General features: G+C 70.8%; 20 protein-coding genes. 10 read left to right on the forward strand and 10 right to left on the reverse strand.

The genetic code is table 11. The annotated features are described in order from the left end of the window. Positions 1 to 27: 27 nt before the first annotated feature. Positions 28 to 618: a dihydrofolate reductase family protein gene (locus ACFVYF_RS24445; protein WP_389458541.1), complete on the reverse strand. Its 591-nt coding sequence runs from the start codon at positions 616 to 618 to the stop codon at positions 28 to 30. Positions 619 to 1,019: 401 nt separating this feature from the next. After that, positions 1,020 to 3,104, reverse strand: coding sequence for an NAD-dependent DNA ligase LigA (ligA, locus tag ACFVYF_RS24450; protein ID WP_389458542.1), 2,085 nt, complete (start codon positions 3,102 to 3,104; stop codon positions 1,020 to 1,022). A gap of 139 nt (positions 3,105 to 3,243) precedes the next feature. On the opposite strand from ligA, the gene ACFVYF_RS24455 reads away from it, so the two are divergent. Beyond that, positions 3,244 to 4,062 carry a methyltransferase domain-containing protein gene (locus ACFVYF_RS24455; protein WP_389458544.1) on the forward strand — a complete coding sequence of 273 codons (819 nt, stop codon included), beginning with the start codon at positions 3,244 to 3,246 and terminating at the stop codon, positions 4,060 to 4,062. Between the two features lie 20 nt (positions 4,063 to 4,082). Here ACFVYF_RS24455 and ACFVYF_RS24460 read toward each other — a convergent pair whose 3' ends face one another. The 3 genes from ACFVYF_RS24460 to ACFVYF_RS24470 all read right to left on the reverse strand — a co-directional run bounded on the left by ACFVYF_RS24460 (position 4,083) and on the right by ACFVYF_RS24470 (position 5,674). Beyond that, complete coding sequence (locus ACFVYF_RS24460; protein WP_389458546.1) at positions 4,083 to 4,256, reverse strand: hypothetical protein; 174 nt, start codon at positions 4,254 to 4,256, stop codon at positions 4,083 to 4,085. Positions 4,257 to 4,292: 36 nt separating this feature from the next. Further along, positions 4,293 to 4,577, reverse strand: a complete 285-nt coding sequence (locus ACFVYF_RS24465; protein WP_389458548.1) for a hypothetical protein — start codon at positions 4,575 to 4,577, stop codon at positions 4,293 to 4,295. A gap of 188 nt (positions 4,578 to 4,765) precedes the next feature. Further along, positions 4,766 to 5,674 carry a carbohydrate kinase family protein gene (locus ACFVYF_RS24470; protein ID WP_389458550.1) on the reverse strand — a complete coding sequence of 303 codons (909 nt, stop codon included), beginning with the start codon at positions 5,672 to 5,674 and terminating at the stop codon, positions 4,766 to 4,768. Between the two features lie 175 nt (positions 5,675 to 5,849). On the opposite strand from ACFVYF_RS24470, the gene ACFVYF_RS24475 reads away from it, so the two are divergent. After that, positions 5,850 to 7,385 carry an AMP-binding protein gene (locus tag ACFVYF_RS24475; RefSeq protein WP_389458691.1) on the forward strand — a complete coding sequence of 512 codons (1,536 nt, stop codon included), beginning with the start codon at positions 5,850 to 5,852 and terminating at the stop codon, positions 7,383 to 7,385. A gap of 252 nt (positions 7,386 to 7,637) precedes the next feature. Here the strand turns inward: ACFVYF_RS24475 and ACFVYF_RS24480 are convergent, their stop codons facing one another. After that, positions 7,638 to 8,423: an ABC transporter ATP-binding protein gene (locus ACFVYF_RS24480; protein WP_389458693.1), complete on the reverse strand. Its 786-nt coding sequence runs from the start codon at positions 8,421 to 8,423 to the stop codon at positions 7,638 to 7,640. 341 nt (positions 8,424 to 8,764) lie between these two features. Between ACFVYF_RS24480 and ACFVYF_RS24485 the strand changes: the two genes are divergently transcribed. From ACFVYF_RS24485 to ACFVYF_RS24505, 5 genes are all read left to right on the forward strand, one after another. Beyond that, positions 8,765 to 9,616 (forward strand): alpha/beta fold hydrolase, encoded by an 852-nt coding sequence (locus tag ACFVYF_RS24485; protein ID WP_389458551.1) that lies wholly within the window; start codon positions 8,765 to 8,767, stop codon positions 9,614 to 9,616. Between the two features lie 60 nt (positions 9,617 to 9,676). Continuing rightward, positions 9,677 to 11,923, forward strand: a complete 2,247-nt coding sequence (locus ACFVYF_RS24490; protein ID WP_389458553.1) for an MMPL family transporter — start codon at positions 9,677 to 9,679, stop codon at positions 11,921 to 11,923. Further along, complete coding sequence (locus tag ACFVYF_RS24495; protein ID WP_389458555.1) at positions 11,895 to 13,088, forward strand: cysteine desulfurase-like protein; 1,194 nt, start codon at positions 11,895 to 11,897, stop codon at positions 13,086 to 13,088. Before ACFVYF_RS24490 ends, ACFVYF_RS24495 begins: the two co-directional genes overlap by 29 nt. 226 nt (positions 13,089 to 13,314) lie before the next feature. Then, positions 13,315 to 13,485, forward strand: a complete 171-nt coding sequence (locus tag ACFVYF_RS24500) for a hypothetical protein (RefSeq protein ID WP_383273161.1) — start codon at positions 13,315 to 13,317, stop codon at positions 13,483 to 13,485. 237 nt (positions 13,486 to 13,722) lie between these two features. Beyond that, a complete protein-coding gene (locus ACFVYF_RS24505; protein WP_389458557.1) occupies positions 13,723 to 14,088 on the forward strand; it encodes a PRC-barrel domain containing protein in 366 nt (121 codons plus the stop codon). Positions 14,089 to 14,283: 195 nt separating this feature from the next. Here ACFVYF_RS24505 and ACFVYF_RS24510 read toward each other — a convergent pair whose 3' ends face one another. The 3 genes from ACFVYF_RS24510 to ACFVYF_RS24520 form a co-directional block, all read right to left on the reverse strand. Beyond that, the gene (locus ACFVYF_RS24510) at positions 14,284 to 15,111 is read right to left on the reverse strand and encodes an alpha/beta fold hydrolase (RefSeq protein ID WP_389458559.1); all 828 of its coding nucleotides are present in this window, start codon (positions 15,109 to 15,111) and stop codon (positions 14,284 to 14,286) included. 135 nt (positions 15,112 to 15,246) lie between these two features. Continuing rightward, entirely contained in the window at positions 15,247 to 15,543 is a 297-nt protein-coding gene (locus tag ACFVYF_RS24515) for a hypothetical protein (protein WP_389458561.1), read from the reverse strand. Between the two features lie 215 nt (positions 15,544 to 15,758). Continuing rightward, a complete protein-coding gene (locus ACFVYF_RS24520; RefSeq protein WP_389458563.1) occupies positions 15,759 to 15,890 on the reverse strand; it encodes a hypothetical protein in 132 nt (43 codons plus the stop codon). 273 nt (positions 15,891 to 16,163) lie between these two features. Between ACFVYF_RS24520 and ACFVYF_RS24525 the strand changes: the two genes are divergently transcribed. Continuing rightward, the gene (locus ACFVYF_RS24525) at positions 16,164 to 16,592 is read left to right on the forward strand and encodes an ATP-binding protein (protein ID WP_389458565.1); all 429 of its coding nucleotides are present in this window, start codon (positions 16,164 to 16,166) and stop codon (positions 16,590 to 16,592) included. Positions 16,593 to 16,896: 304 nt separating this feature from the next. Next, positions 16,897 to 17,346 carry a hypothetical protein gene (locus ACFVYF_RS24530; RefSeq protein WP_389458567.1) on the forward strand — a complete coding sequence of 150 codons (450 nt, stop codon included), beginning with the start codon at positions 16,897 to 16,899 and terminating at the stop codon, positions 17,344 to 17,346. A 348-nt stretch (positions 17,347 to 17,694) separates the two neighbouring features. Here the strand turns inward: ACFVYF_RS24530 and ACFVYF_RS24535 are convergent, their stop codons facing one another. Then, positions 17,695 to 18,495, reverse strand: coding sequence for an NPP1 family protein (locus ACFVYF_RS24535; RefSeq protein ID WP_389458695.1), 801 nt, complete (start codon positions 18,493 to 18,495; stop codon positions 17,695 to 17,697). Between the two features lie 1,036 nt (positions 18,496 to 19,531). On the opposite strand from ACFVYF_RS24535, the gene ACFVYF_RS24540 reads away from it, so the two are divergent. Continuing rightward, the gene (locus ACFVYF_RS24540) at positions 19,532 to 22,276 is read left to right on the forward strand and encodes a hypothetical protein (RefSeq protein WP_389458569.1); all 2,745 of its coding nucleotides are present in this window, start codon (positions 19,532 to 19,534) and stop codon (positions 22,274 to 22,276) included. The last annotated feature ends 130 nt before the right edge of the window (positions 22,277 to 22,406 follow it).

The raw sequence follows: 22,406 nt of genomic DNA on the forward strand, positions 1-22,406 counted from the left end.
CGGGACGAGTCCCGGCCCGGACGCCGGTCAGGCCACCGGCCGGTAGGTGGTGACCTGCACGCCCGCCCCGCTGGTGACGGTCGAGACCAGCTCAAGCGTGTGCAGTCCGCCGTCGTCCGGGAAGATCGTCTTGCCGCCCCCGAGGATCACCGGCATCACGATGAGCCGGAGCTCGTCGACGAGGCCCTCGCTCAGGAGGGAGCGCGCGAGCGTGGGGCTTCCCATGACCAGGAGGTCACCGCCGTCGGTCGCGCGCAGCTCCCGGATACGGTCGATGGCCTCCTCACCGGGGATGCGCGTGGAGTTGTTCCACGCCGGCTTGTCGTCACCCAGCGTCCGGGACACCACGTACTTCGGGATGGCGTTCATCCGGTCGGCGAACGGGTCGCCTGCCCGCTCCGGCCAGGCGGCGGCCATCGACTGCCAGGTGCGACGTCCGAACAGCAGTGCCTCGGCCTTGCGCAACGCGTCGTCGAAGGCGCCGCCCACCACCTCCGGGTCGAAGAAGGGGTGCGTCCAGCCGCCGTGAGCGAAGCCGCCCTCGGTGTCCTCGTCAGGTCCGCCCGGTGCCTGCACGACGCCGTCCAGGCTCATGAACTCATTGATCACGATGCGCATGGGATTCGCTCCACTTCCTCGCTCCATGGAATACGCCCATAGAGACCGTCGGGCCGGTCCGAAATCATCGCTCCACGCACCACCGGAATGGTGATGCGGAGCACATCGGCGGGCGAGGGGGTGCCCCACGCCTGGCGGCGGGGTGTGGGAGGGCAGTAAAGAGCCCCGACTGGACGGGGGAGACCAGCCGGGGCCGAAGGTGGTGACTGGCGGAGGGCGGTCGCCTCGCGGCGAAAGGCTCCATGGGGCTTCAGCCGAACGATCGTCCCCATGGGCTATAGGTGAGGCCCGGGGACACTGTCCCCTCCGCAGCCACGTATAGATGAACGGTCAACCGTCTCGGATTGTTCCTGCGCCGTCCGGGACTACCTGTGAGGTGGGCCACGCTGCGGCGCGCCAGGTCAGGCCAGGTAGTCGGCGACCAGGGCGGCGAACTCGTCGGGGGTGGCCAGGCGGACGCCGAGGTCTTCGGCCTTGGCGCGCTTGGATCCGGCATTGTCTCCGGCGACGACCAGGGAGGTCCTCTTGGAGACGCTGGAGGAGGAGCGGCCGCCGGCCCGTTCGATCAGCTCGTTCATCTGATTGCGGCTCAACTTCTCCAGCGGCCCCGTCATCCCGCCCGTGACGACGACCGTCATACCCGCGAGGGGCCCGCCGGCCACCCCGCCGTCCCCGGCCTCCGGGGCATCCTCGGTGACGGGCGCGGGCGGAGTGGCGCCGGGCTCGGTCATATTGACGCCCCTCGCCACGAGTCTGTCGATCAGCGGGGCCAGTTCCGCCAGTTCGGCGACGATGGTCGGCGCCTTCTCGGTGCCGATCCCCTCGACCTGCTGCATGGCCTCGGTGTCGGCGGCCCGGATCGCGTCCATGGTGGCGAAGTGCCGTGCGATACGGCGGGACATGGAGCGGCCGGTGCCGCGGACGCCGAGCGCGCAGAGCACCCGCGACAGGGGCCTCCCCTTGGCGACCGTGAGCGCGGCCATCAGGTTGTCGGTGCTGGTCTCGCCCATCCGCTCCAGGCCCAGCAACTGGTCCCGGGTGAGGGCGAACAGGTCCGCGAGATCGGCGACCAGACCGGCCTCCACCAGCTGGACGACGCGGGTGGCGCCGAGGCCCTCGATGTCGAGCTGGTCGCGGCCGGCGGCGTAGGAGAGGGAGGCGACCAGATGGCAGTTGCGGCCGTTCTCGCAGCGCCAGCGCTGCTCGCTGGTGTCGATGGCCGAGCCGCACCGCGGACACACCTCGGGGAAGACGATCGGCCGCTCCTCGCCGGTGCGCAGGTGGGCGACGGGAGCTTCGATGCGCGGGATGACGTCGCCCGCCCGGTGCACCATCACATGGTCGCCCAGCCGCAGGTCGCGGCGGGTGATGTCGGCCGGGTTGTGCAGGGTCGCGTACGTGATGGTGGAACCGTCGATCTCGACCGGCTCCAGCACGCCGCGCGGAGCGATGACTCCCGTGCGGCCGACGTTCCACTCCACCTCCAGCAGGCGGGTGATCTTCTCGACTGCCGGAAGTTTGTAGGCGATGGCCCAGCGCGGGGCGCGCGTACCGGATCCGGCGGTCCGCTGGTCGGCCGCCAGGTCGGCCTTGATGACGATCCCGTCGATGCCGAACGGCAGGTCCGCCCGGAGCGCCGCGATTTCCTGGACGCGCGCGAGGACTTGCTCCGTCGTGCCTGCGGTGATGCCGGCCACCGCGGTCGCGGCGGGAGTGTTCACGCCGAGGCGGGACGCCTCCGCCATCAGTTCGCTGTGCGCGCCCTCAGCCAGCCGCTCCGCGAGCGCCGCCTCCGTGTCGGGCAGGGGCAGCAGACCGTAGCCGAAGAACGTCATCGGGACGGTGTAGGCACGGTCCTTGGCGCGCAGCGTGCCGGCCGCGGCGTTGCGCGGGTTCGCGAACGGCTGGCCTCCGTGCCCGGTCCGCTCTTCGTTGGCGTGCTCGAACTGGGCCGTCGTCATCAGGACTTCGCCCCGCACCTCCACCGTGACCGGCTCGGCCAGCTCCCGTGGCAGACCCTCGATGGTGCCGATCGCATGCGAGACGTCCTCCCCGGCCGTCCCGTCACCGCGCGTGATCAGCCGGGCCAGGCGGCCGCGCGTGTACCGGGCGGCGATCGCGAGCCCGTCGAGCTTCGGCTCGACGCTGAACCGGGTGACCTCGTGGCCGAGCCGCCGGGCCAGCGACGCGGTCCACACGGTGAACTCCTCGGCGGAGAACACATTGTCGAGGCTCAGCATCGCCACCGTGTGCGGGACATCGCCTTCGAGCGCACCACCGGCGACCTTCCCGGTGGGGGAGTCGGGCAACACCTCGTCCGGGTGACCGGCCTCCCATGCCGCAATCCCGCGCACCAGCCGGTCGTAGGTGTCGTCGTCGAGCGTCGACGTGCCGCCCTCGTAATAGGCGGCGGAAGCCTTCACGGCGTCCTCGACGGCCTGCGCATAGGCGGCGGAATCCACGATGACTGCAGCGGGAGTTGTCATGACCCATATTCTTCCCGGCACCACTGACAACGCCCTGGCACGTACGCCTCGTCGAGGGGCGGGACGGCTGCGCCGGGCCCACCTCGCCCCCGGCGCAGCAGAGCTGTCGCTGTCAGTGATGCCAACTAGAGTGGCCGGCATGGGGCAGACACAACCGACTTCGGGATTCCACACCAAGAACATCGCCGGTTCCAACGTCGACTGGCTGGTGTCGGCGCTGGACGCCCAGGAGGCCAATGACGGGGTGCGCCGACTGAGGGCGTGGGCGTACGACGCGGTGGCCGCGCGTCCGGGCGAGCGGGCCGTCGACATCGGCTGCGGCACCGGATCCCAGACCCGGGCGCTGGCCACGGCCGTCACCGCGGACGGAGAGGCGCTGGGCATCGAGCCGAACCCCGGACTGCGTGCGGTCGCCGAGGAGCGGTCGGCCGCGGCCGGCATCAAGGCCCGTTTCGCGGACGGTGACGCGCTCGCCCTGGCGCTGCCCGACGCCTCGGTGGACGTGGTGTGGTGCGAGCGCGTACTCCAGCATCTCCTGGAGCCGCAGCGGGCGGTCGACGAGATGGCCCGGGTGCTCCGTCCCGGTGGCCGGGTCGTCCTCCTGGACACGGACTGGGCGACCACGATTCTGCACCCCGGCGAGCCCGAGACCATCGCCGCGCTCACCTCGGGAGCGCTCACCTCGGCGGCCAACCCCTATGCCGGACGCAAGCTCCTCGGCCAGCTGTCCGCGGCAGGACTGACCGTCGACGACCGGGGTTCACAAGCCCTGATGCAGGACCATACGGCGGTGACCTGGCCGCTCATCCGCATGCTCGCGGGATCGGCCCTGCGCCGTGAGCTGATCACCGAGGCGCAGCGCGACCGGCTGTACGCGGACCTCACCGAGGCCGCCGAGCACGGCGCACTGCACATGTCGGTGACGATGTTCGCGGTCGCCGCGCACCGTCCGGACTGACGCCTGCGGGCGGCGCGGCCTCACCCGGTGAGGCGGAAGCGCAGACAGACGACCTCGGTCCTGGTGCGGTATTCGGCCGCCGGCCCGGCCGTGGCCCGCTTGGCACCGGACAGGACAAGGGAGGTGAGCTCGTCACGGAAGGCGACCTGCGTGCCCAGCTCCAGCACGCGCAGTCCGGGCCGGACCATCGACACGTGACCACACAGGGGGTCACGCCGGCGCTCGCCCGGTCACTCGTCGGTGGTGGGCGGAGTGCCCGCGCGCTCCTGTACGGCCGCTTCGACCTCCGCACGGTCCTTGCCCTCGGCCTTCGCGTACTCCGCCACCGCGGCCTGTACGTCACGGGTGAGGTCCCGCCACGCCCGCCACGCCGTCTCGTACGTCTCGGACTCCTGAGCCGTCCAGCCTCCGTCCTGCGTCGGGGCCCCGAACTTTTCCCGTAGCTCCAGGACGTTCGCGTGCGTCTCGTCGGCTACCTGCTGTTTCTCGACCAGTTCGTCGAAGGTGTGTGCCACAGCGACGGATCTTAGGCGGGCAGGGGCGCAGCCCCGCCGCGACACGGGCGGGGTACGGCCGCTGTCACCAGGGTGCGTACGCCAGGGGTGTGGATCCGCGGCACGGGCCCTCGGCCGGCCCGCTCGTCGCCGGGGCACCGGCCCTCGGGCAGGCCCCCTCTGTCGCCGGGCAGGGGGCCTCCGTCGGCTCAGTGGCCGGCCCCCAGGAGGGCCTGCTGGCTGATGAGGGCGGTGGAGCCCGGCGCGGTGCAGGCGAAGGCGCCCGCCACCGCGCCGAGCCGGGCGCAGTCGAGTACGCCCCGACCGGTGAGCGTGCCGTAGAGGAAGCCGCTGACGAAGGCGTCTCCCGCGCCGTTGGAGTCCACGGCCGGCGCGGGCGGGGCGATCGCCGGGACGTGATGCGGGGTGGAGCCGCCTTCCCGGGGCAGGACGTAGGACCCGTCCGCGCCGGCCGTGGCGACCACGGTGTGGGCGCGGCCCTCGCGCAGAATCTCCCGCATCAGCGCGGTGAAGCCCTCTCCGACGCACGCCGTGCTGAAGAAGACGAGATCGGAGCGGAGGGCGAATTCCCGGTGGTGGCCGGCCAGTCCGTCCCAGTCGTGCAGATCGGTGGAGACGGGGATGCCGAGATCCTCGATGTCGTCGTAGAGGAAGCGCGTGAAGTTCGTGATCGAGAGGTGGACGTGCCGGGCGCGCCGCAGCCGGGGGAGATAGAAGTCCCGGGGCATCCGCAGGTCGTCCGGGTCACGGGCGTCGTAGAAGGACATCCGCCGGCCGCCGGCATCGACCAGATTGACCGCTCGGCGGGTGCCGGCGGGGGAGATCAGCGGGACGAACTCGACATCGCCCTTGGCCAGACGCTCGCGCACCTGCGCACCGGTCCAGTCGTCCCCGATGCAGTCGAGGAACGCCACCCGCAGCCCGAGTGCCCGGGCGCCGAGTGCCACATTGCCTCCGGTGTGGCCGGGCCATTCCTCGATCGGGCCGACATGGACCGAATCGGCGAGCGGGACCGGCAGGGAGTCGACGCGGACGATGGTGTCCACCCCGCTGCCCCCGACCACCAACACGTCGTACGCTGCCTGCTGTTGACTCACTGTCCTGCCTCTCTGCTCCCGCCGGTCCCAGTATCGCGTGCGTCCGTGCCGAGACTCGGGTCCTGGTCGCACGACGGGGTCGGCCGAGTGGAGTGTCGGGTCGCCGGGGTTGTCCGGATGCACGAGACCGTGGCCGGATGGAAGCTGTACCTCGTCTGAGCTTCGGGAGGCCATGATGATCGTCCCCTTCGGGGTCCGTGATTTCCTCGACCGCGCCACCACCGTGTACGCCGACCGGACCGGGATCGTCGACGAACCGGACCAGCCGGCTGAGTCCTGGGAGGGGCTGACCTACCGGCGGGTCGGGGAGCTGGCCCGGGCTCAGGCCGCCGGCCTCGACGCGCTCGGCGTGCCGCACGGCGCACGCGTGGCGGTGGTCTCGCCCAACAGTGCACGGCTGCTCACCTCGTTCTTCGGCGTCAGCGGCCACGGGCGGGTCCTCGTCCCGGTCAACTTCCGGCTGACGGCGGAGGAGGTGAGCTACGTCGTCGAGCACTCCGGCGCGAGCGTGCTCCTCGTGGACCCCGAACTGACGGATCGCCTCGCGGGTGTGACCTGCAAGCACCGCTTCACCCTCGGGGCGGCCGCCGACGCCCAGCTGTACCGCTTCGACACCGAACCGGAGCCCTGGCAGCCGGACGAGAACGCCACCGCCACCATCAACTACACCAGCGGTACGACCGCCCGCCCCAAGGGCGTGCAGATCACCCACCGCAACATCTGGGTCAACGCCGTCACCTTCGCGCTGCACGCCGGCGTCACGGACCGGGACGTGTATCTGCACACGCTGCCGATGTTCCACGCCAACGGCTGGGGCATGCCGTTCGCGATGTCGGCCCTGGGCGTGCCGCAGATCGTGCTGCGCAAGGTGGACGGCGCCGAGATCCTGCGCCGGGTGGCGCACCACGGCGTGACGGTGATGTGCGCGGCGCCCGCCGTCGTCAACGCGGTGCTGGCCGCGGCCCAGTCCTGGGAGGGCGAGATCCCCGGCCGCGACCGGGTGCGGATCATCGTCGCCGGGGCTCCGCCGCCCACGAAGACCGTCGCGCGCGTCGAGTCCGAGCTGGGCTGGGAGTTCATCCAGATCTACGGCCTGACCGAGACCTCACCCCTCCTCACGATCAACCGGACCCGCGCCGAATGGGACGGCCTCGACACCGGGACGCGTGCGGAACGGCTGGTGCGGGCCGGCGCTCCCGCACTGGGCGTCACCCTGCGCACGGACGACGAGGACGAGATCCTCGCCCGCTCCAACGTCGTCCTGGAGGGGTACTGGGAGCAGCCCGAGGAGACCGGACGGGCGCTGTCCGACGGCTGGTTCCACACCGGGGACGGCGGGGCGATCGGCGACGACGGCTATCTGACGATCAGCGACCGCAAGAAGGACGTCATCATCACCGGCGGCGAGAACGTCTCCTCGATCGAGGTGGAGGACGCCCTCTTCAGCCATCCCGCCGTCGCCGAGGTCGCGGTCATCGGAGTGCCGCACGAGAAGTGGGGCGAGACCATCAAGGCGCTGGTGGTGCTCGCCCCCGGCGCCGAGGCGACGGAGGACGAACTCATCCGGCACTGCAAGGAACGCCTCGCCGGGTTCAAGGCCCCGACGTCCGTGGAGTTCCGCGGCGAACTGGCCCGCACGGCCACCGGCAAGCTGCAGAAGTACAAGCTGCGCGAGCCGTACTGGGAAGGGCACGAACGAGGCGTCAACTGACCACCCTCGTGGGCGGTTTGGGGGCGCCGACGGGACGTCGAGGCGGGGCAGCGGTCAGGCTGCCCCGCCGGAGCGCGCCGTCCACCCGGCACGCTCCGGCTGCCCCGCCGGAGCGCGCCGTCCGCCGGGCACGCCCTGGCTGCCCCGCCGGGGCGCGCCGTCCACCGGCCACGGTCAGCCGGCTCTGCCGGGGCCCGCCGTCCACTGGCCACGCTCTCTGCCCCGCCCGCGTGCGCCGTCCACCGGCCACGGTCAGGCTGCCCCGCCCGAGCGTGCCATCCACCGGCCGTCATGACGGCTGACCTCGATGGAGCGGCCGAAGGAGGCCGTCATCAGCGGTCCGGTCAGCACGTCGGCGACCGGCCCCGAGGCCTGCACCCGTCCCTCCCGCAGCAGCAACGCGTGCCCGATCGCGGGGGACAGCTCCTCCAGGTGGTGGGTGACCGTGATGGTGGCCAGTCCGGGCCGTCCGTCGGCGAGCCGGCGCATCGAGTCGATGAGGTCCTCGCGGGAGGGCAGATCCAGCGCGTTGAACGGCTCGTCGAGCAGCAGCAGCGCGGGGTCGGCCATGAGCGCCCGGGCGATGAGGATCCGGGCCCGCTGGCCACCCGAACACACGCCGTACGGACGGCCCGCGAGCTCCTTGATCTCCAGCTCGGCCAGCAGCGCGTGCGCCCGCTCCCGCACCTGGGCGTCGTAACTGCGCCACAGCGGCTGCACCGTCCCGGTGTGCCCGGTGAGGACGACCGTGTGCGCGGTGGCGTCCTGCGGGACACGCTGCGCGGAGGACACGAGACCGATGTGCGCCCGCAGTTCGCGCACGTCGACGCGTCCGAGCCGGTGGCCCAGGACCTCGACGGTGCCGGTGGTGGGATGCATCAGGGCGCCGATCAGCCGCAGCAGCGTGGTCTTGCCCGCTCCGTTGGCGCCGAGCAGGGCCCAGTGCTCCCCGGAGCGCACCTGCCAGTCGATGCCGTCGAGGATGACCTGGTCGGTGGTGAAGCGGCGGACGCTCACCCCGTCCAGGGCGGCGACGATCCGCCCGCCGTCCGTGGCCCCCGTACTCACTGTGTGCCTCCCGGAGCCGGTCCCCGGCGGTACGCGGTCACCCGCCCGGCTGCGGGGGCCGGTCACGGGGAAGAGCCCTGCGACACAGGGTAGCTGTGGCATGCACTCATCTGGCGGGGTGTCCGATTCCCGGACAGGGCGGGGCCTGTCGGTTCCCGGACAGACCGGGCGCGTGCCGTGCGCGACCGGAGCCCGTTGTGTGCGAAGGGAGACAGCGGGCGGGTGCCACCACCCGTCGTTACGATGGGAGTGATCTTCGCGTGCCTCCCGGGCCTGCGGACGAGGGGGCCGACCGACGTCAGGAGGCCGCCGTGAGCACGGTCGAGGTGAAGTCCACGCGGCTGGCGGGAGGGTCGCTCCTGCCGTATGCCGAGGCGGGCCCTCCTGATGGTGCCCCCGTGGTCCTCGTCCATGGCCTGGGCGACTCCTGGTGGACGTTCGAGCCGCTGCTCAGGCAACTTCCGGCCACGCTGCACGCCTACGCTCCCACGCAGCGGGGACACGGCGACGCGGACCGGCCCGCCGAGGGCTATCGCCCCGAGGACTTCGCGCGCGACCTCCTGCAGTTCCTCGACGCCGTCGGGATCGGCCGTGCCGTCCTCGTGGGGGCGTCGTCCGGTGGTGTGGCCGCACGGATGGTCGCCGGGAGCCATCCGGACCGCGTCGCGGGCCTGGTGCTGATGGGCGTACCGGCGACGCTCGACGACAAGCCCGCCGCCGCGACCCTGTGGGAGAGCGTCCAGGCCCTGCGCGATCCGGTGCCCCGCCCCTTCGTCGAGCAATTTCTCAGCGGCATGGTGAGCCGCCCGGTGGGACGCGGCTTCATGGCCACGATGACCGAGGAGGGCCTCAAGGTCCCGGCGTACGTGTGGCAGGAGACCGTACGAGGCCTGCTGGAGACCGACCTGGCGGCGACCCTGCGGGGCATCCTCGTACCCACGCTGCTCCTCTGGGGCGACGAGGACGCCTACCTGCCGCGCGCCGATCAGCAGCGGATCCTCGACACGATCTTCGGCTCGACGCTGGTCGTCCATCAGGGCTCCGGCCACGTCCTGTACTGGGAGCAGCCGGAGCGGGTCGTCCAGGACATCGCCGGATTCGCGGGGCGTGTCCTGCCCCGGGCCGGTGGGGAGGCCGACGGGGGCGGTCGCTCCTCCGGATGACGTCGTGATCAGAGCGGCGTTTAATGAATGCGTCGGAAATGTCTCCCACGGGAGCGGTCCATGTCGGCAACCGGGTCCAGTTCAGGGGGTGGGCGGGCCGCAGCCGGAAGACTCCGTCGGTTGGGGGAGTGGTGCGCCCGGCACTTCGCCGTCGTCATCGCGGCCTGGCTGGTCGCCATCGTCGCCCTCCAGGTGGTGAACCGTTCGTTCGGCGGCGAGTACTCCGACAACTTCTCGCTGCCCGGCGTCCAGTCGCAGCAGGGCCTGGATGTGCTGCGGCAGCATGACCCAGCGGCCGGCGGCTACAGCAGCCAGATCGTGCTGCACGACACGGACAAGCCGCTGACGTCGCTGAGTTCGCAGATGAACCAGACCGTCACGGATCTGCAGAAGCTGCCGCACGTGCTGTCGGCACAGAATCCGCTGCCACCTCCCGGTTCGTCGCAGCCGTCCTCGGGTCAGTCCTCGCAGCAGAACGTCGGCCCGCTCTCCGGCGACGCGAAGACCGCGTACATCACCATCCGCTTCGACGTGCAGCCGTCGACGCTCGGAGACTCGTATCTGAACGGCGTGGACAACTCGGTCCAGCCCCTGCGGGCCGCGGGCGCCGACGTCGAGTACGGCGGACCACTCGGCGAACTGGCCAGGCCGGCGGCGGACGACCGCATCAGTGAGCTGATCGGGTTCGCGGTCGCGATCGTCGTCCTGCTCGTCGGCTTCGGCAGTGTGCTGGCCGCGGGCATCCCGCTGCTCACCGCGCTGATCAGTGTCGTGGGGGGCCTCGCGTGTCTGGGCCTGCTCGCCGCGGCCTTCACCTTCGCGACGGTGTCACCGACACTGGCCACGATGATCGGCCTGGGCGTCGGTATCGACTACGCGCTGTTCCTGATCACGCGTCACCGGCAGAACCTCATCGACGGCGCGGATCCGGTGGAGGCGGCGGGGCGGGCCACCGCCACCAGCGGACGGGCCGTGCTCGTCTCCGGTTGCACGGTGATCATCGCCCTGGCCGGGCTGTCCGTCTCCGGAGTGAGCTTCATCGGGAAACTGGGTGTCGCCGCGGCCGTGACCGTCGTCTCGGCCGTCGTCGGCGCACTGACCCTGGTCCCCGCCCTCCTGGGGCTCATCGGCAGGCGCATCGACCGCTACCGGGTGCGCCGCCCCGTCGCGGAGACGGACGCGGCCGCGGGCGCTCCGGTGCAGGGCACGTGGCATCGCTACGCCCAGCGCGTGCAACGGCGTCCGTGGTGGTTCCTGGCCGGCGGGGCGGTCGTGGTCCTGGTGCTGGCGATCCCGGTGCTCTCCATCCAGCTCGGCCACATCGGCGACGGCGCCGATCCGAAGTCGTTCACCGACCGACGGGCCTACGACACCATGGCGCAGGCGTTCGGCCCCGGCTCCAACGGCCCGCTCACCGTCGTCATCGACCAGACCGGGGTGCCGTCCGACCAGCGTTCCGCCCTGGCCTCGCAGGCCCAGAAGTCACTCACCGACGTGCCGGGCGCGGTCACGACCACACCGCTGACCGCCACCAAGGACGGCGACGTCCTGGTGTCCACCGTGTTCTCCAAAGAGGCCCCGCAGAGCGCGGACACCACCGACCTGACGAACCGCCTGGTCGACAAGACCCTGCCCCAGGCCGTCTCCGGCACCGACGCCAAGGGGTATGTCACCGGTACGACGGCCGCCCAGGTCGACTTCCGCGACATCGTCGCGAGCCGTCTGCCGTTGATCATCGCGGTGGTGGTGGCACTCGCCTTCCTCGTCATCCTGATCGTCTTCCGCGGACTGCTGGTCGCACTGAAGGCAGCCGTCCTCAACGTCCTGTCCATCGCCGCCTCCTACGGCGTCGTGGTCGCCGTCTTCCAATGGGGGTGGGGCGGACCCGCGCTGGGAGTGTCGGGGAAGGTGCCGATCGAGAGCTATGTGCCGATGATGATGTTCGCGATCATCTTCGGCCTGAGCATGGACTACGAGATCTTCCTGCTGTCGCGGGTCCACGAGGCCTGGCTGCACACCGGGGACGCGGGAGCGAGCGTCGCACATGCCCTGGAGATCACCGCACGCGTGATCACCTGTGCCGCCCTGATCATGGTGAGCGTGTTCGCCGCGTTCATCGTGAGCGACAACATCGTGGTGAAGATGCTCGGCCTGGGGCTCGCGGTCAGCGTGCTGATCGACGCAACTGTCGTACGCCTGCTGCTCGTTCCCGCGGTGATGACGCTGCTGGGCAGCCACGCCTGGTGGACCCCGCACTGGCTGGACCGGCTGCTGCCGCATGTGGACGCGGAGGGCGAGCACGGGTGAACTCGTGGGCGGGCCGAGGCCGTTGGGGGTGGGGAGCGGTACACAGACCCCGACGCCGGTGATCGATGCCGTCGCCGACGCGCTCGGCAACCCTCTGTCCATCCGCGGGTCCGTGGCCCCTGGCGAGGTCAATGCCGAGACGATCGTGGCGGAGTTCTGCCGGGCCATGGCGGATCTGCTCGGGGCCGACCCTCGCGGCATCGTCTTCGGCCGCAGTGCGACCCAACTGACGTACGACTTCTCCCGCATCCTCGCGAGGACCTGGCGGGCCGGCGACGAGATCGTGGTCAGCCGCCTCGACCACGACGCCAACATCCGGCCCTGGATCCAGGCAGCGGAGCCGGCCGGAGCCCAGGTGCGCTGGGCGGACTTCGACCCGGTCACGGGTGAACTGCCCGCCTCGGCCGTCGGTGACCTGCTCACCGAGCGGACCCGGCTCGTGGCGGTCACGGCCGCCTCCAACCTGATCGGCACGCGTCCCGCCGTCGCCGGGATGGCGCGGCTGGTCCATCGGGCCGGCGCGCTCCTGTTCGTGGACGGAGTGCACTACGCGGCACACGAGTTCGTGGACGTCACCGACCTCGGCGCCGACTTCTTCGTCTGCTCGCCGTACAAGTTCTTCGGCCCCCACCACGGCGTCCTCGCCGCCCGGCCGGAGTTGCTGGAGACCCTGAATCCGGACAAGTTGCTGCCGTCCGCGGATATGGTCCCCGAGCGCTTCGAGCTCGGGACGCTGCCGTACGAGGCGCTGGCCGGCACCCGCGCCGCCGTCGACTTCCTGGCGGGACTCGCTGCCGAGGGTTCGCGTGAACGCCGGGAACGCCTGCGGTCGGCCTTTTCCCTGATAGCCCGTCATGAGGCAGTGCTGCGCGGCCGGTTGGAGACGGCTCTCTCCGTGATGGAGGGAGTCACGGTCCACTCCAGGGCGGCCGACCGCACGCCCACCCTGCTCCTCACCTTCGACGACCGTGCCGCCGCGGACGCGTACGGCTTCCTCGGCCGGCTGGGTGTGCACGCACCCGCCGGATCCTTCTACGCGGTGGAGGCGTCGCGCCATCTCGGGCTGGGGGACTCCGGAGGCCTGCGCCTGGGTCTCTCGCCCTACAGCGACACGAGTGATGTCGACCGTCTGCTGGCGGGGTTGGCCGACTTCCTGAAGTCGTGAAGCCCCGGGGTCAGGAAGCCGGTCCGCGGTGTCAGCGAGTCGTGTAGCCACGGTGTCAGGAGTCTCCTGTGCCGATCGGTGGGACCGGTTGTTCGTCGGCGCGGAGCTGTCCTGGCCGGCACTGGTGAGTCCGTTGGCGCCGTGCCCGGATCGTGCCCGATCTGTGCGGTGTCGGCGGCCATCCTGTGGGCATTCGGACTTCACCACTCAGAAAGAGGTGACTCCAATGCTCGGTATCGTGGCGGCGGTTCTGTTCTTCATCGCGTTTTTGATCAATGCCGCAGACATTTCTACGAACGACGTGTTCACGTCGACGAATGTCATGCTCATCGGGCTCGCAGTGCTGGCTCTGCATGTCGCCGGCATCGGCAGCGGCTGGTCCAGCCGCAGACGCTGACAGCGGACGATGGCGGAGCGAGGCAGGGAATCCTGCCTCGCTCCGCCATCGTCCGGCCCCAGGCGGTCACCCGCTCGACTCCAGGCGCATGCCGACGGCGCACAGCGCCCCTGTCGCACGCCCGGAAACCGGCCCGGCCCAGGAAGGCCCGACCTGACCACTGCCGAGAGCGATGCCCGGTGGCGCCCAGGGACATCGCGCAAGGAAATGCCGCGGAACGTGAAGGAGAGGAACAGCGTGACCATCGAAGGAATCTGGTCGTACCCGCCGCAGTGCAGACACACCGCGGGGCAGGAACTCACGGGGTACGTCGTCGAGGCCATCGACGGGACGATAGGTCATGTGGACCGGCAGGCCGACGAATCCGGGATGCGCCATCTCGTCGTGGACACCGGGGTGTGGGTCTTCGGAAAGAGCCTTCTGGTGCCCGTGGGCGTGGTCAGCGGCGTCGACACGGAGGCACAGAAGATCACGGTCGTCTGCACCCGCGAGGAGGTCAGATCGGCGCCCCGCTTCCGGACCGACCGCGAGACCCAGGACCCCGAGTACCTTTCCCGCGTGGGCAGTTACTACCAGAGCCTGCCTCCGAGAGAGCCCGCCTGACCGGGCCTGCGACGTGCTGACCGGCGTGCGAGAGGCCGGCGGCCAAACCCCGGCCGGCCGCGTCACCGACCAGCCCGGACAACGCACCTGGGGCCATGGGGAGGCAGACGCCGATGACGACGTTCGGCGTCCGTGAGGCGTCGAAGCCCGTGGGTGGCCGGAAGCCTCCGCCTCCGGCCACACCTCCCGCTCCGCTCAGCCTGCCCGCAGCACCTCACGCAGCCGCGTGGCGAAGGCGTCCGGGGCTTCGACGAAACCGGTGTGGCCGCCGGGGAACACCGTGGGCTCGACGCCCAGCGCGGTGGCGAGGGCGCGGGAGGTCCGGTCGCAGATCTGGCCGGCGGAGTCGGCCCCGATCCCGACCACGAGGCGGGTTGTCGTCGAGCCCAGCAGCGCGATGTCCGGCTGCCAGTGGGCGGTGGGGCGCAGCTCGTGGGCGAACCAGCGGAACTCGTCCGCGACCTGCTGCGGATCCCGCTCTCCGCCGAACATCTGCTCCATCACGGGCTCGGGCAGGTCGATGTCGGCCTGGGCGAAGAACTTCTTCCAGGCGCCCATCACGTCACCCGCGAGATACGTGGCCACGAAGTCGTCGGTCCCGGCCCGCAGTTGCTCGCGCTCCTCCAGCAGCTCGGTCAGCGGGGGTTCATGGGCGATGACGGTATGCAGCTGCTCGGGGTGGGTCTCGGCGAGCGCCAGTGCGGAGACGGCGCCGCCGCTCGATCCCAGGACGACGGCCGGGCCCGCGTCGACACGGGCGATGAGCCGGGACAGGTCGTCGGCGCGCAGCTGCGGGGTGGAGTCCTGGGTGGGGTCGTCGAGGCGGCTGCGCCCGATGCCGCGCGGATCGGTGGTGAGCACCGTGTGGTCGACGGCGAGCAGCTCGGCCAGCGGTGCGAAAGCCGCGGCGCCCATCGGAGCACCGCAGAGCACGACGAGGGGACCCTGGCCGCGTACCTCGTAGTGGAGGCGCGCACCGGGCACGTCAAGGGTTCGTTCGGCGTGGGTCGGGGCGGTGGTCATCGGTCCTCCTGGCGCGGCGCGGTGATCTGCGGTCGATCACTTGGACTCCGGCGCGGAGGCAGACTCATCGGTCACGGGCGCGTTCGTTTGCTGCGGACGGCGTCAGGCGGGCGCGTTGGTTCGCCGCGGGCGGCGTCAGGCGGCTCGGTCGAAGTCCGCCGGGACGTCCTCCTCGTCGTCCCGCCCGGCCACGTACTTCTCTCGGATCCGCAGGACCGCCCAGGCCAGGGCCCACACGGGAACGAGATACCAGGGTGCCTGCCAGGCGGCCTGCCAGCAGTCGGCCTGCGGCGCGACGACCGCTTCGGCTGCCGCGGCCGGCATGGCCACGGCGAGCGTCCAGCACAGCAGCCGCCCCGCCCAGCGGACGGCTGCGGCGAGCCGGTCCGCGGTGGTTCTCGGTCTGCGCGAGCGCGTGCTGCGGCTGTGCATCTGAGATCCCCCCACGGATGGGGCGGCGGCCGTGGACTACGGATCGCGCTCGTTCCCCGAGGTCAGTGTGCCCGTGGTGAAGATCAAGCCACAGAGGCACCCCTGTACACCGCTGACTCACGGTCAACTCATGACCTCAGGCAAATGACCGCATAAGGCACAGATGGCTGACCCTTTCGTAACAAATGGCTACGAAGTGCAGGTCTGTACCTGGCTCAAACGAGACGTTCCTCGACCTGGAAGTTGCAGGCGAAGTCGGGAAAGCGTGATTTCCGGTCACGGGTGTGCGGCTGTCCGGACAGTCCGGGCGTGACGTTGCGGTCGTTCGTCCACCCGGTCGACTCCACGGCACCTTGGCCAGGCCGGCCAGTCGCGCGCTGTCCAGCAGCTGTGCGCGCACGGCGATCCGGCGGGCGTCGGTCCGAGAGAGCTCGTGGACGGTCACGGCACGAGGCCAGGTGGCCGGCCGATCGGCTGCCACGCGGACCGGCGGGCGTTCGCCTGAAGGCGGTCAGGCCCGGTCCGGCGACCGCGTCCCTCATGGAAAGAAGCCCTCTGAAAGAGCCTGACGGGGGTACACGGACAGCAGAACGAGCGAAGCCGGTGCGGGAAGGATCGTCATGAGCGGATCGTCGATGAGGGCTGTGGGCTGGGCGCGTTCCATGCCTCTGTCCCGGGGCGTCAACGAGGCTCGGCAGTGGGCGCGCGAGCATCTCGATGCCCTCGGCTGGACCAGGACCGCGCCGGACACCGTGGACGACGTACTGCTCACCGTGTCGGAGCTCGTGACCAACGCGCACGTGCACGCACACAGCAACGCCCAGCTGCTGTTGACCTGGGACACCGAGTGCCTGCACGTCAGCGTGCACGACTCCTCGACCGACCTGCCGGCACCCCGGCCGCCGAGTACCGAACGTCTCGGCGGACGGGGCATGTTCCTCGTCGACGCGCTGGCGGACGAGTGGCAGGCCCGCCGCTGCCCCAACGGGAAGACCATCACCGCGTGCTTCCGCCTGCCCGAGGCGGCCGCGGGGACCACGGGCACCTAGCCGGCCCGCGACAGGAAGAGCACGCCGCCCGGCGACCCGTCTCAGGGCACCAGGCCGGTCGCCTGGCACACGAAGACGAGTCCGACGCGGCGGACGACCGGCGGCTGTGAGATGCCGGACAGTGGGCGCACTCCGGCCGCACGGAACGGAAGTTGCGCTGAGAATGAGAGCGGCTCGTGGGCCGGCCGAGGCCGACGAGTGCTCCGCGAGGCCGGCGCGTACTCCGCAAGATCTGGTCGTACGCAAAAGCCCCGCTTTTCGGCTGCGGTCGAATCGGCTGCGGTCGAACCTCATGGAGGGCTTGATGGAGATCGCTTCGCTGCCGTACGTCGACGAGCACGCGACGGTCATCGAGGCGGCGGTCGACGACGTCTGGCGGGGTCTGGGCGAGACGCTGGACCGCTCCTTCTCGCGCCGGGGTGCGGGCGGCTACGCGAGAGTGGTCGGATGCGCGGACCGCACCGCGTCCGGCCCGCGGCCCCTTGGCGTCGGCTCGACGTTTCCCGGGTTCCGGGTGGCCGCCGCGGTTCCGGGACGTGAGCTGGTCCTGGAAGGGCGTCATCGATTCTCGTCGTACGCGCTGATCTTCCACCTCGACGAGGTGGGCCCCGGTCGCTCTCGGCTGCGCGCTGAGAGCCGTGCCGAGTTCCCTGGCGCCGCCGGACGCCTCTACCGGCTGCTCGTCATCTCGACTGGCGGGCACGTGCTGGGTGTGCGGCGCCTTCTCTCGGCCGTCCGCCGCCGGTCCGAATAGGGCCGCCGGGCGCCGGTCCGAAACAGATCCCGCGCCGGCCGGTTCCGAACAGGGCCCGTGTTGGCCGGTTCCGAGCAGGCCCATGTCGGCCGGTTCCGGACAGGGCCCGCGTCGGCCGATCGGAACCCGTGCCGCAATGCGCGGCGGCCCGGCTCGCTGTCGCACCGGGCGACCCCGGACGCGATCGCCGAGTCCCCGGCGATCGCGACCTTCGTGGCGAGCGGCCCCGGCCCCGGCCAGTTGCTCATGGCCGTGTGGGGTCCGACGGGGCGGGACCGGTCACCGAGGGCGTGGTTCGCGGCGAACAACACGTCCGCCGGCTACGCCCGTTGTCGTGGGGAGCCTGTGTCACGCGTACGGGTCGAACGAAATCCCGGACGGCTTGGCATAGGAGAGGTTGTCGTTGAAGGAGCCGTCCTTGATCTTGATCGTGGCTTCGCCGAAGTTGGCGTTCATGAGCTTGTCGCGGTAACCGGCCGGGTAGCCCTCCCAGCCGACGAGACGCGGGAAGAACCAGCCGCCCGTGGCGTTCTCCGGCGGTTCGTCGTTGGTGTTCGCGAAGCGGAAGTCGTGGGTCGAGACACCGTCCTTGTGGTACACGATCTTCGGGTGGGTCCCGTCGAAGCGCACGTCGGCGGCGGCAGCCAGCGCGTAGCTGCTGTGCTGCGACACCGAGACGTACTGGACCTGGTTGTTGTTGATCCACACGATGACGTGTTCCCAGTCATGGGTGTGCCCGATGGCCGCGGGGCCCAGAGTCGCCTGGTCCTTCTCGAAGTAGCTGGCGTACATCACCGCGCACCAGCCGTTGTTGCACTTCGAGCGCGAGTACGTGTTGGCGTTGTTCAGCTGGGCGGGGTCGTGGCAGTGGCCGTTCACGTCGCCGCCCAGCGACAGGCCGGGGTTGATGGTGCCGTCGGCACCGATGGCGGCGGTGGTGTAGCAACCGTCCGTGTCGTAGTCGTACGCGGGGGAGTACGTCTGATCCAGAATGTCGGCGTTCTGGGGCAGAAGCGTGAGGACGTTGGCGTTCGCGTCGGTCGGGAGTGCGACCACCAGGGCCACGGCGCTGAGCGCGCCGGCGAGCGTGGACCGGCGGAGTCTCTTGCCCGAGCGCTTCGGGCGGGGCGTCGTGCCCTCGGAGTTCATCGTCGATGACGGCGTGCGGCGCACTGCGGCTCCTCAACAACTGAAGGTGAGGCAAGGATCCTCACGGGGATTCCTTGCATCGAGAACAATGAATTTCCTGCGGCGGGAGAATTCTTGGTGAACCCGAAGATCCCCAGAAGGGACGAGACTCCGGCCTGGAGGAGGTTACCTGCGTGATGCGGCATCAAATTAGCTCAGGGTGAAGCGAGTTGCAACAAGAACTCCACAAAAAGGCAACGTCCCCAACACGGCAATCCGGATATTCCGTAGGATCTGGCGAGATGGAGGAACGGCAGGATTCGGCATTGAGCCTATTCCAACCCCGCTGATGGCGTGCTGAGTCGGTGTGGGGGTTTTGGGCGGGAAGCGGTACGGCTCCTGTGAATTGCTTGTGAGCCGCGCCCGGGACGCCCGTCGGTCCCCGGCGGCTTCGGCCCTTGTGGCGACGGTGAATGTCCAGTGAAGAAGCGGTACTTCGCGGTTACTCACCGGGTTCGAGGCCTCGGCTCGCTGGAGGTCTCCTCGCTACCTCACGGGCGTTGGTCACTAGAAAATGGGCGCCGTTTCAGGGCCGGCCCCGGAACCGATGCCCATACAGGCCGGTAAATGGTCCGGCCTTTTCCGAACCTCTGGATCATGGTGAATGGGAATCCGCCCGAGTCGAGCGACCGTGTGGCGACAAGGCGCGGCCATCGCGTAGCCGAAAATGTGACGGATTCCTACGAACGCTTCATGGGAGAGGGCCTGCGGAGCCACCTTCGCATTCGCCTCGCGGAGGTCATTTCCTAAGGCTCGCGGGGGAGTTCGGAAAACGATCCCAACTCCTTTCCCCGTTCGGCGCGTTCCCGTCGGCGCTCCGGAGCCGGTTCCCGCCCTCCGCCACCGCGAGGCAACCCCACACCCGTATCTCGCATCCTCGGGGTCCGAGGGGCCCGTGTGCAGAGTGGTCCCTCTGCCAGGTTCCCGACCAGGAGGAGGAGAGACGTTGATCCGTGTCCCGCGTCTGATGACGGCTGCCGCCGCGGCCTTATGCGTGATGGCGGTGGGGTCCCCCGGGCAGGCGTACGCGCAGCAGCCCGGCGGCCTCATATCCTCGCCGTCACCGCCCGTGGACCTCGACGGCCACCTCGGGGCGGGGTGGCGGATCACCGGCGCGGACGGCGGCAGGGAGTTGTCCTGGCGTTCGTCCGGCCCGTTGCCCATGGGCGACGCCGCTGTCGAGTTCTACGCGGGCGACCGGTCACTGGGCCGGCCCGTCGCCGACGAGGACCGTCATACGCTCCGGCTTCCGCTGGACGGCGTACGCCTCGGATCCGCCGAGGAGTTGCAGGTCCGGGCGGGCGGCCACCGGCTCGACAAGGACGAGCCCGTCACCGGCACGGGGAGCGGGAGCAGACGCTCCGGCGCGGCCGTGAAACCCGCGGCCCGGCCGCCGGCCAACCCCGTCGACCCCGGCAGACCGGGCGCGTACCGGACGGTCACCGGCGAGTACCAGCTCAAGTCCGTACGGCTGCCCGGGTTCTCCGCCCCGGTGGAGATGCGCGCGGTGGTCGTGGCACCGACCGGGGCCACCGGACACCGGCCGTTGGCGCTGTTCCTGCACGGCCGCCACTACACCTGCTTCAACTCGGGCGGCGAGGCGACCGGCGACTGGCCCTGCAGGTCCGGCTGGAAGGCCGTGCCCAGCTACCGCGGATATCTGCGCGACCAGAAACTCCTGGCCTCCCAGGGCTATGTGACGGTGTCGATCTCAGCCAACGGCATCAACGGACAGGACTACGCGGCGGAGGACGGCGGCGCCCAGGCCCGCTCCTCCCTGGTGCGGTTGCACCTCGCGCGCTGGGCGTCCTGGGCGGGCGCAGGCCGTGCCTCGGCCCCGGCGATCGTGCGGTCGGCGCCGCCGGCCGACCTGTCGCGCGTTCTGCTCGTCGGCCACTCCCGGGGCGGCGAGGGCGTGAACCGGGCCGCCCTGGACAGCCTCGACGCGCCGCCCGCCGACCAGGACGGATATCACGGCCCGACGCGCTGGAAGATCCGTGGCACGGTCCTGATCGGCCCGACCATCTTCGGCCGGAACCCCGTACCCGACGTACCGTCCATGACGATCCTTCCCGGCTGTGACGGCGATGTGTCCGATCTGCAGGGCGAGTTGTACGTGGACGGGACGCGCGGTGTGAGCCGGGGTGCCGCCTTGCACAGCGCGGTCTACGTGGTCGGCGCCAACCACAACTTCTTCAACAGCGAATGGACCCCCGGCCAGGCCAAGGCCCCCGCCGAGGACGACTTCTGGGCCGACGACCGGCCCGACCCGGTGTGCTCGCCGGGTACGGCGACCCGGCTGACCGCCGCACGACAGCGGGCCGCCGGTGCCACCTACATCGCCGCCGCGGCCCGGGTGTTCGTCGGAGCCGACGACCGGGTCCGCCCGCTGCTGGACGGCTCGAACGTACGGGCGGCTTCGGCGGGCCCGGCGCGCGTGCTCACGCATGCTGTCGGCGCGCGGCGCACCTCCGCGTTCCTGCCCGAACCGTCCGCCGAGGTCGACGGCGGACGGGTGTGCACACAGGTGGACGTCGACGCGGCCGCCGGCTGCCTGCCCACCGACGCGCACGGCACCTCACCGCACTTCACCCCGTGGGCGATGCCGAAGGAACCGGGGCGCTACGCCGTCGCCTTGAAGTGGTCGGCAGCCGGTTCGCAGACGCGGGTCAGGCCCGCGCAGCCGGTCTCCGTCGCCGGAGCCGACGCGCTGGCGCTGCGGATCATCGTGCCGCCCAACACCAGCGGAACCCGGATGGACATCGCCGTCACCGACGCGAGCGGCCGTCGTGCCGACCTCGGGCAGATGCGCGTCGACGGGTTGCCGGGAACGGACCGGACCTCCTCGTACTGGGCCAGGGAAGTCCGCGTACCGCTGACGGCCGCGACCCGCGCCGGGCTGGACCTGAAGCGGGTGGCGTCGCTCGAACTGACCTCGCGCAGTGGTGCCGGCCGCGCCTGGCTGATGGATTCCTGGGGCTGGCGCCCCGGCACACCCGCCGTGCGGCCGGCCGCCCTGCCCCGGGTGGACCTCGGCCGGCTGACCGTCAAGGAGGGCGACTCGGACAGCCGGACCTACCGGATGCCGGTACGGGTGTCGGGCCACGGCGAGGGCCGCGTCCGGCTGTTCGTCGCCGACCCGGTCACCGACGAGTTCAAGGACAGCATCGTGACCGTGCGTCCGGGCAGCCGGACCATCGACGTGCCCGTCGAGGTGCGGGGCAACACCCGCTTCGACTACGACGTCGCGCACAACGTGTTCGTCAAGGCCCTCAACGACACGGTCGTGGGCTCGTACGAGGGCGGTGTCACGGCGCAGAACGACGACCCGATGCCGACGAGCACGGTGACGCCGGTCGCGGACAAGGTCGTGGAGGGCCAGAGCCTGACCTGGCGCGTGTCGCTCTCCGAGGCCGCCGACACCGACATGCAGAGCGGCTTCCTCGTGCTGCCGGTCACCGCAGGGCACGAGCTGTCCACTACGGACGCCGACCCCACGTGGTTCGAGGAGAACACCGGCGAATCGCCGCAGCCCTCGCGCGCGCTGTCCACGGTGGAGGGACTGTACCTGCCCGTCACCATCCCGGCGGGGCAGCTCAGCGCCGAGGTCAAGGTGCCCACCGTGTCCGACGGAGTGGCCGAGCCGGAGGAGTCCCTGCGCCTGCGGTGGACGGACTTCAGCGAATCCGACGCCCCGCAGACCCGGCCCGTCGTCACCGGCACCGTACGAGACGCCGCATAGCTCTCCCCGACACAGCACGACAGCGTGGGGTGCCCCCGGCATCGGGCACCTCACGCCGTCCGCTCTCCCCCCATGTGAGGCATCCGGCGTCCCGGCGGGTGCCTGGGCTTTCACCGGCCGATTCTCCTGC

The organism is Streptomyces sp. NPDC058274 (assembly GCF_042881375.1).
Taxonomy (GTDB): Bacteria; Actinomycetota; Actinomycetes; order Streptomycetales; family Streptomycetaceae; genus Streptomyces.